This is a genomic window from Nannocystis bainbridge, from assembly GCF_028368995.1.
Classification (GTDB): Bacteria; Myxococcota_A; Polyangia; order Nannocystales; family Nannocystaceae; genus Nannocystis; species Nannocystis bainbridge.
The window spans coordinates 746,684-755,881 of sequence record NZ_JAQNDL010000004.1 but is presented as its reverse complement, the minus strand read 5'-3'; the positions used below and the strand labels follow the sequence as shown (position 1 = coordinate 755,881).

At 71.1% G+C, this 9,198-nt stretch carries 7 protein-coding genes; 5 read left to right on the top strand and 2 right to left on the bottom strand.

Going from position 1 to position 9,198, the window contains the following annotated elements; genetic code table 11:
• The 3 genes from POL25_RS40410 to POL25_RS40400 all read left to right on the top strand — a co-directional run.
• A partial coding sequence (locus POL25_RS40410) for a sigma-70 family RNA polymerase sigma factor (RefSeq protein WP_272091757.1) occupies nucleotides 1-1,423 on the top strand: 1,423 nt, incomplete at its 5' end.
• 48 nt (nucleotides 1,424-1,471) lie between these two features.
• A complete protein-coding gene (locus POL25_RS40405) occupies nucleotides 1,472-2,551 on the top strand; it encodes a hypothetical protein (RefSeq protein ID WP_272091756.1) in 1,080 nt (359 codons plus the stop codon).
• A gap of 457 nt (nucleotides 2,552-3,008) precedes the next feature.
• Complete coding sequence (locus tag POL25_RS40400; protein WP_272091755.1) at nucleotides 3,009-3,821, top strand: DUF6209 family protein; 813 nt, start codon at nucleotides 3,009-3,011, stop codon at nucleotides 3,819-3,821.
• Between the two features lie 208 nt (nucleotides 3,822-4,029).
• Here POL25_RS40400 and POL25_RS40395 read toward each other — a convergent pair whose 3' ends face one another.
• Together POL25_RS40395 and POL25_RS40390 are read right to left on the bottom strand one after the other, a co-directional pair.
• Nucleotides 4,030-4,638, bottom strand: coding sequence for an FMN-dependent NADH-azoreductase (locus POL25_RS40395; protein WP_272091754.1), 609 nt, complete (start codon nucleotides 4,636-4,638; stop codon nucleotides 4,030-4,032).
• Nucleotides 4,639-4,718: 80 nt separating this feature from the next.
• Entirely contained in the window at nucleotides 4,719-5,564 is an 846-nt protein-coding gene (locus POL25_RS40390) for a hypothetical protein (protein ID WP_272091753.1), read from the bottom strand.
• A gap of 463 nt (nucleotides 5,565-6,027) precedes the next feature.
• On the opposite strand from POL25_RS40390, the gene POL25_RS40385 reads away from it, so the two are divergent.
• Nucleotides 6,028-6,780, top strand: coding sequence for a hypothetical protein (locus tag POL25_RS40385; RefSeq protein WP_272091752.1), 753 nt, complete (start codon nucleotides 6,028-6,030; stop codon nucleotides 6,778-6,780).
• Nucleotides 6,781-7,089: 309 nt separating this feature from the next.
• Complete coding sequence (locus POL25_RS40380) at nucleotides 7,090-9,174, top strand: FG-GAP repeat domain-containing protein (protein ID WP_272091751.1); 2,085 nt, start codon at nucleotides 7,090-7,092, stop codon at nucleotides 9,172-9,174.
• Nucleotides 9,175-9,198: the final 24 nt, after the last annotated feature.

Here is a 9,198-nt window from a genome sequence, read left to right as displayed (position 1 = left end):
GCGCTCCGAACCCCAGCCCGACGACGCGCGCATCCGCACCTTCCGCGAGCTCTACCTCGCCGAGTTCCCGTTCGTGTGGGCCGCCGCCCGGCGCTTCGGCGTCCCGCCCAACCTGGTCGAGGACGCCGTCCAGGACGTCTTCATGACCGCCTATCGCCGCCTCGACGAGGTCCGCTTCGAGGTCTCCCCGCGCGCCTGGCTGCACGGCGTCACCCGCCGGATCGCCGCCCGCTACCGCCGCACCGCCGCCCGCCTGAACCGCCGCCTCGCCGCCGTCGCCGCCGTCCCGACCGGCCCCCTCGATCCGCCCCAGGACCGCTTCGCCGCCGCCGAGCAGCTCGAGCGCCTGCTCGCCCGCCTCAGCGGCTCCACCCGCGCCGTCTTCGAGATGGCCGAGCTCCACGGCATGAGCGGCCCCGAGATCGCCGGCGAGCTCGGGATCCCGGTCGCCACCGTCTACTCGCGGGTCCGCCTGGCCCGCGAACAGCTGCAGCGCGAGCTCGGCGGCGCCGGCCTCGAGCGCGAGCTCTCGGCCGCCCGCGCCCGCGAGACCCCCCCGCCGGCCGCCGTCGAGCGCACCTGGGCCGCCATGCTCCCGGGCCTCTGGACCACCCGCACCGGCGTCGGCCTGGCCGTGCTCGCCTCGACCCGCGCCGCGGTGATGACCACCCTCGTCGTCGCCACCGGGGCCGTCGCCATCGCATGGCCCAAAGGACAGGTCGATGAACGCCCCGCGCTCGTCGCCCGCCAGGACCCCGCGCCCCGCCTCGCATCGACGATCGCCGGCGGCTCCGCTGCGCCCGCGCCCCTCGACGCCGCCACGCCCGAATCCCCGGAGCCGCCCGTCCTCGCGCCCGTGACGACTCCGCTCCGCGGCCAGTCGCACGACTCCTCCCTCGCGCCCGACGCCAGCGGCGCCTCCTACGATTCGCCCCTCGTCGGCCCCCGCCCTCACTCGTACGATTCGTCCGCCGTCGGCCCCCACGCCGACCCCTCCCTCGCTCCGTCGCCCCCTGCCGGCTCGCGCGATCCATCTGCGGCTCGCCCCCCATCCGGCTCCCGTGATTCCGCTGCACGCGACGGGCGCGAAGCGGCCGCGAACGACGACGAGCTCGCCGCGCTCGCTCGCACCGCACCTCACGACGGCGACCCCGACCAGCTCGCCGCCGAGATCGCCGTCCTCGATCGCGCCCGCGCCGACCTCGCCGGCGGCGCCATCGACTCCGCGCGGGCCCGGCTCACCGAGCACGCGCAGCGCTTCCCCGCCGGTCCGTTCGCCGATCTGCGCGACGCCACCGAGGTCGAGCTGCTGTGCCGTCAGGGCGATCACGCCCTCGCCCTCGCGCGCGCCACGGCGCTGGTCGCCCGCCACCCGCGCTCGGCCGTCGCCCAGCGCTTCAAAAATTTTTCGTGCCCGGAGTGATAGGAACCCGGCGGGGCGGAGACGACATTCAGCAAGAGGTCGAAAGACATGTCCCTTCCCCGCTTCGCTTATCTCTCCCCCCTGTTCGCAATCTCCGCCGCCCTCGCGCTTTCGGCGTGCACCTACCCCAAGGTCCTCGGCGACGGCCAGCTCGACGAGGACACCGACACTCTCGCCACCTCGGACACCTCCGGCGGCCCCGGCACGACCGGCGATCCGAACACCACCACTGGCACGACCAGCACCACCGGCAACGAGCCTTCGACCACCGACGGTGACCCGCCCGGCGTCTGCGACAACCCCGCCTATGGCTGCAGCCAGCCGCCCGACTGCGCCGAGTGGAACTGCGGCGCCTCGGCCAGCCCATTCGACGCCGACGGCTGCCTGCGCCAGGACTGCCTCGATTCGCCCTGCGGCGCCGACGAGATCTGCTACCACGTCGAGGACAAGGACGCGTCCTGCGACGTCCGGCTCACCGGATGCAGCGAGGACCCGCAGAACAACGTCTGCACCTGCGAGGTCACCGACGACTGCTACGCCGCCCATTGCATCCCCGCCGACGAGGGGCCGCCTGTCGAGTGCCCGCTGATCAAGGAAGAGGCCGCCTGCCTCGCCGCCGATTGCAACCAGTTCGCCATGATCCAGCTCCACCGGGTCGACGAGAACCAGCAGTGCGTCCTCGACGAGGTCTTCCCGGCTTGCCTCTGGTTCCCCGCCAACTACGTGGGCGGCGCCGACGCGCCCGGCTACTACTATGAAAAGGCTACCGGCCGGGCCGGCGAGCACCCCGCCCAGTGGATCGATGTCCCGGCCGGCTGGGGCAGCTGCTCCGACCCCGACGCTCCGCCCGCGTGCGCCTGCGTCGACCAGTGCATCGATTTCCAGGCCCAAGCCGACTCGGTGCTCGAGCAGGACAAGCCGTGCAACGACGTCAGCGACTGCGTCCTGGCCGAGGCCATGTGCTACCAGAGCGACACCTGCGGCAACGTCGGCGTCCACAAGGACACTTTGGCCGACTGGGACGTCCTCCACACCCACATCCAGTCGTCCGGCTGCTGCGACGGCGCCGACCCTTGCGGCGCCACCCTGGCCTGCGAGAACAACCGCTGCGTCGCCGTGTTCCCCTGACGCCAGGCCCGGGCGCACCTTGATGACATGACCTTCGGGCCATGTCATGCCACTGCGCCCGATCGATCGCCATCGGACGCCCGAGGCGTGACGCTTCGGTCATGCCATGAAAGCATCGAATCGGCAGCCCCCAAGGCCGCCACGACGGACATGTCCTTCGGGCCATGTCCGTTTCTCTCGTGCGGCCGTCCCGGGACAACGAACACCGACTCCGCCCACGACGGGACGCCATCGCCCGAGCGACCCCGACGCATCACCATCGCTTTGCCCGGCGCGCGAGTGAGCCGTCGGCCAGCTCACGCGTGGAGCCGCGACCCGCTCCGCGCAACCTCGAGCCTCGCTGCAGCGAACGGCCCTGACGAGCTCGCTGCACCCGTTTTTAGCCAGGGGCAGCCCCGACGCGCACGCTGCTGCCCCCTGGCCGGCCCGGCGGCTTTCCACTAAGAAAGACGCCGTCATGCATCCTCGCTCGCTCGTCGTCCTCAGCCTCTTCGCGTCCTTCGCCTGCAGCCCCGAGGAGGACGAGGCGCCCGCCATCGAATTGCGCGAGGGCACCGAGCTCCCCGAGCACATTCAGCCGGCCTGGCTCGAGCTCCGCGACAACTGGACCATCGTCAACAGCGGCGGCCCGCTCGTCGCCGGCAACACCGTCCATGTCAGCTACGACGAGGATCGCCTGACCGACTGTCGCGGCGAACAGAACGGCAAGCCGGCGTGGTCGATCACCGGTTATCGCCAGCTCGACGGCGGCCCTGTCGGCAGCTTCGAGGCCGGCGGCCACTCGCCCTCGAACGGCACCCAGCCGCCGGAGTTCGTGCTCGACGACGCGGGCGACCTGGCGCTGTGGTTCCACAACACCAACCTGTGGGGCTGCTCGGCCTACGACTCCAACTTCGGCGCCAACTGGCACTTCGGCGTCGGCGCAAGCCTCTCCTTCAAGCCAGATTGGGTCACCGAGACCCTCGGCACCCCGCGCGCCGGCGCGCCCCTCGTGATCGCCTACGACCCCGCGCGCCTGCCCGACTGCCGCGGCACCAAGTACGGCCTGGACGCCTGGAACATCCGCGTCCACTACCGCTTCGACGGCGGGGCGGTGAAGTCCGCCCTGCTCACCGCCCCGCAGGGCGGCCAGCAGATCGCCTGGCCGGCCACGCTCGACGTGCCCGCCGGCGCCGGCGAGGTCGAGCTGTGGTTCGAGAATCAGGACTACTACGGCTGCCAGGCCTGGGACTCGCAGTTCGGCGCCAACTACCACTTCGACCTCGACTGAGCGGCCCCGGCGGGCATGCCGGCGCCGTATGTCCCTCAAGACATATCGGACATCTCGCTCTCACGAGCGGTGACCGCCGCGCAGCAATGCCGACGGTCCTGCAGGCGTGCAAACTCCGAGGCCCGGCGCGATCGCATGCTCTTCCGGACATGTCTTCAAAGACATCTTCCGCGCCACGCGAGCGCAGCGTGGCAAATTCGGCACCGTCTCACCCGCTCGCATCGATCCGCCGATCGACCTCGGCCCACGCCGCCGCGAAGCGCAGCGCTCGTGAAGCCTCGTCGTGCGCCGTCGCCTCGACCGGGATCACCTCGATGTCAGTGATGCCGACGAACCCGAGGATCGCCCGCAGATAGGGCGTCTCGAAGTCGTCGACCAGCCCCGACGTCACCCCGCCGCGCGCGACCACGATCGTCACCGGCGTCCCGCCGAGCAGCCCCACCGGCCGGCCCTCGCGGCTCTCGAACGTGTGCCCGTTGCGGACCACGTGATCGATCCACGCCTTCAGCGTCGACGGCAGCGACTGATTGTACAGCGCGCTGCTGATCAGCACGCGATCGGCCGCGCGCAGCTCCGCGATGAGCACGTCCGACAGCGCCAGCCCGGCCGGCCGCGCGCCCTCGTCCACCGGCGCGCCGTAGAACGCCGCGATCGTCGCCGCGTCGAGGTGCGGCACCGGGCTGCGCGCGAGGTCGCGGACGAGCACCCGCGCCCCCGGGTGCGCCGCCGTCCAGCGCGCTTGATAGTGGTCGGCGAGCTGCCGCGAGCTCGAACCCTCGAGGCGAGCGCTGGCGTCGATCCGGAGCAACGTCTTCATGCCCACGAAGACCCGCCGACCCGGCCGAACGTGACCGGCCTCGAAAATTTTTCGAGCCGCACCCGCGCGCCCGGCGGGTCTCACTGCCAGCCGTAATTCTCGACCGCGGCCTTGAAGCGCTCGACGTGCTCGTCCTGCAGCTCTGCCAGCTCCGCCAGCGCCGCCTCCCCCAGCGGATCCAGCACCGCCAAATAATCCTCGCCGGCGGGCGCGGTCTTCCAGTCGTTCTCGACGAAGATCACCCCCGCCTCGCCCGCCTGCGCCAGCTCTGCCTTGTACGGCGCGAAGCTGTCGGCGGCGTCCTCGACCGCCGCCACGAACGAGTCGTCATCCAGCCCGCTGTACGGCTCGCCGTCGGGCCCGCGCAGGTTGAGGTAGATGACCTCCGACGCGAACGCGAAGTAGCCGCCGCCGAGGCCCGCGTCGACATCGGCCGCGTGGTCGAAGAACGCCTGCCCGAGCTCGGGGTCGACCTGCGCCACGTCGAACGACACCACCGCGTAGCCCGTCCCGCCGTCCTCCGCCGCAAAATCGGCCACCAGCACGCTCCACTGGCTGAACACGTAGCCCAGGCCCGCCGCCAGCGTCTCGACCTGCGAGCCGCTCGCCATCAGCCGCGTCTGCAGCGACGGGTTCGTCACCCGCTGGAACCCGCCCGGCGTCAGCTCCGTGTCGAGCATCTGATCCGCCAGCCCGACCAGCGCGACCACGTCGGGCACCATCGCGTCGCGGACCTCGACCGTGAACGCCTCGCGCTGCTCGTAGCTCGCGTTCTCGAGCGTAAGGTCGAGCATCCCCAGCTCGTAGAGCGGCGTCGGAATCACCTCGAACGACACCTGCTGGATCGGCCCGATCGGCGGCGCCCCCGACTCCTCGTCGCCCCCGCAGGCCGTCAAAAACGGCGCGCACAGACAGAACGAGACCAACGACGATAGCCACGGGGACGCATGGAAAGACATCACGCCGAACCAATGCGTGATCGGCCGACCCCACGTCAAGCGCCACTTCGCCGCCCGAGGATTCGCGCCTGACGACATGGCCGAAAGGACATCTCACTGGGCGCCCGCCCAGGCGCCCGCCCATCCATCTCCGCTCGTGCGCCCCCGAGCCCGCGCTGAGGCCTCGCGACGAGCTCCGGCGAACGCCTGCACCGACCCACCCGGGACGACCTGCGGCGCCCTCACGCGCGTGCGAGGACGCCCCTGTCCCGCTCTCCCTGTTCTCCTCCGTGAAGCGAGCAACGCAGCGGCGCCGACCCGTCGCCGCATTCGTCGCTGCGGCGACCCGGCAAACCACCTCTCCCCGCCCCCGAGCGCACCTGCGCTGCCTGTCTCAAAAGCCAGGCGATACCACCTCTGCGCATCGACCCCCGTGGTACCCTCGCCCTGCATGCCTGTCGGGGACCCTGACGACCTCCGGATCCGCACCCTCACCGCGTCTCTGGTCCAGCGCCTGCGCGGCTTCATCGACGGTAGCGAGACCCACGCCGGCCTGCAGGCCTGGGCGCAGGCGGCCTGGGGCTCGACCTTCGAGGGACCGGCCGTCGCCAATCGGCTCGCCACCAACGCCCTGCACGACCTCTGCAACGCCGACTCGCGCGTCCCGCCCCGCGACCTCGCCAGCCCGCACATCTTTCGCCCGCTCGACGCCGCCGAGTCGCTGCGACAGCTCCAGCGCGGCACCATCACCGGCCCGTTCCGCGAGGTCGCCGGCCTCAAGGACCCGCTGCGCAAGTTCGCTGCCCGCCTCGACCTCGAGACCGAGCGCCACGTCCTCGACGGCCTCGGCTGGTTCGAATTCCTGCAGTTCGCCTCGCCCGGCACCGGCAGGGTGTTCATCCTCCAGCGCCCGCTCGACCACCCCGACTTCGACAACTTCCCGACCCTCGTGCGCGCCTCCGCGACCGACGACGCCTTCGAGACCCTGCGCGATCTCTTCGAGACTCTCGGCATCGACCTCACCGACGTCGCCGCCCTCGCCGACGAGTTCGCCGCCCTCGATCTGCCGACCCGCACGCTCTGGCGCCAGGACGACAACGGCAACCGCGCCGTCGTCGCCACCTTCACCGGCGCCCGCAAGGCCGACGCCGCCTTGCAGCATTACACCGCGCTGATGCACAAGCAGATGTACTGGCTCGAGTGAAACCCAGCCATTCGTGACACATGGCCCGAAGGCCAGGTTGATCCACGACCGTCGCTCCGGCGCGGCGTCGGCGCTGGACGGCGTGCAGCCGCTTGCGCGTCGTCGTGAGTGCCACCCTGGACCACGAACCCGCGCGCCGCGGTCGATCCCGCCCCGCTCCGCGGATGCGGGACAGGCTGTCCCATCAGACAGGAACCGCCCCGCCCCTCGCGGGCCCGCCCTGCCTCGGCGCGCGTGCACCTGCGCCCAGTCGCACGGCCGCGATCGCCGGCGCTTGCGGCTCGCCGCGGGTTCGTGCTCTCGTGGCGCATGCCTAGGAATTCGAGGGTCTCGCAGCGCCACGCGCTGCGGATGGGGGCGATGTTCTTGCTGGCCGCGTGCGGCGACAACGGCGGCGCGGGCACCGACTCCGCGGGGGCCAGCGCCACCGAAGCGAGCGGCGGCCTCACCACCGGCCCCACCACTGGTGGTACCAGCAATGTCCCGCCGACCACCGGCGGCCCCGACACCGCCGGCACCGCCGGCGACACTCTCGGCACCACGGCCGCCAGCGGCCCGACCACCGACTCCGGCGAAGCGACGGTCACCGACACCACCATGGGCGCCTCCACCGGCCCCGGCCCCGACATGGGCCCCGCCTGCGCCGACACCTGCGAGGACGGCGTCTGCGTCGGCCAGACCTGCTGCCCGATCAACCAGGCCTGCACCGACACCTGCTGCGGCCTCGGCGAGGTCTGCTCCTTCCAGGAGTGCGTCGTCCCCGGCGACGACTGCGTCGATGCCACCGATTGCCCTGACGGCTTCTACTGTGAATATACCCTCGGCGAGGCCGAGCAGCCGCCCATGTGCATGGGCGGCGTCTCGCTCGACGGCGGCAAGTGCCTCCCGCAGCCGCCCGAGTGCCCCGACGGCGTCGAGCCGATGGAGGGCGAGCCGATCACCTGCCTCCCCAAATGCGAGGTCGTCCCGCCGGTCCAGGACTTCGGCATCGTCCTCAAGCACGCCTGGGGCGGCCAGGTCACCCCGCCGTATGCCAGCGACGTCATGATGTCGCCGATCGTCATCAACCTCGACGACGACGACTGCGACGGCAAGGTCAACGAGAAGGACATCCCCGAGATCGTCTTCAGCACCTTCAGCGGCGGCGCCTACTTCAAGCAGGGCACCCTCCACGCCGTCTCCGTCGTCGGCGGCCAGCTCGTCGAGAAGTTCAGCGTGCCCAACGTCGTCCAGCCTGGTGGTGGCCTCGCGGCAGCCGACCTCACCGGCGACGGCGTGCCCGAGATCGTCGGCTGCATGAACCCTGGCCCGGCTGGCGTCTCGTGCTGCGACGCGGTCGCCCAGAACACCGGCGTCATCGCCTTCAACGCCGACGGCACCACCCTCTGGACCCAGCCTGACACCACCAAGGTCCACTGCGGCAACCAGGCGCCGGCGATCGGCGACGTCGATCAGGACGGCGTGCCCGAGGTCCTCGTCGGCTTCACCCTCCTCGACGGGGCCACCGGCGCCGTCAAGACCGAGCTCGATCCGGCCACCAGCTGGGGGCAGCGCCTCACTGGCCTCAGCGACCTCGACGGCGACGGCTTCCTCGACGTCACCGACGGCCAGCGCGCCTACCGGGCCGACGGCGACATCCTGTGGGACCTGCGCAGCGGCCCCAACGCCATCGTCGGCGGCTACCACGGCGTCGGCGACTTCGACCTCGACGGCCAGCCCGAGGTCGTCATCATCTCGAGCGGCGGCCCGCACACCATGCAAGTCGTGCGCTACGACATGAACAGCCCCGACGGCGCCCAGGTGCTGCGCAAGGGCGTCGACATCAACGACGGCATCTCGACCAAGGTGTTCTGCAACGCCGCCAACGAGTACGGCGGCGGCCCGCCGACCGTCGCCGACTTCGACGGCGACGGCGTGCCCGACGTCGGCGCCGCCGGGGCCGTCGGCTACATCGTCTTCAGCGGCAAGCTGATGATGGACCCCGCCGTCGCCAACAGCGACATCGACCTGTGGTTCAAGACCACCCACGATTGCTCGTCCGCGGTGACCGGCTCGTCGGTGTTCGACTTCAACGGCGACGGCAAGGCCGAGGTCATCTACTCCGACGAGTACCACCTCTGGATGTACGACGGTCAGACCGGCACCAACCTGATCCCGAGCACCTGCAACACCACCGGCACCCTGTGGGAGTACCCGCTGGTGGCCGACGTCGACAACGACGGCCAGGCCGACATCGTCGTCGCCAGCAACGCCTACGGCGTCACCTGCCCCGACAACAACACCCGCCAGTCCGGCATCCGGATCTTCGGCAGCGCCAACGGCTCGTGGGTCCGCACCCGCCGCGTGTGGAATCAGCACACTTATCATATCACCAATATGGTACCTATGTCCTGAAACCGCTCTGCGCGGCGCTGCGCG

What these genes read in the sequence shown, in the direction of transcription:
- POL25_RS40405 (WP_272091756.1), top strand. Translation starts at nt 1,472, where the DNA reads ATGTCCCTTCCCCGCTTCGCTTATCTCTCCCCCCTGTTCGCAATCTCC.
- POL25_RS40395 (WP_272091754.1), bottom strand. Translation starts at nt 4,638, where the DNA reads ATGAAGACGTTGCTCCGGATCGACGCCAGCGCTCGCCTCGAGGGTTCG.
- POL25_RS40400 (WP_272091755.1), top strand. Translation starts at nt 3,009, where the DNA reads ATGCATCCTCGCTCGCTCGTCGTCCTCAGCCTCTTCGCGTCCTTCGCC.
- POL25_RS40385 (WP_272091752.1), top strand. Translation starts at nt 6,028, where the DNA reads ATGCCTGTCGGGGACCCTGACGACCTCCGGATCCGCACCCTCACCGCG.
- POL25_RS40380 (WP_272091751.1), top strand. Translation starts at nt 7,090, where the DNA reads ATGCCTAGGAATTCGAGGGTCTCGCAGCGCCACGCGCTGCGGATGGGG.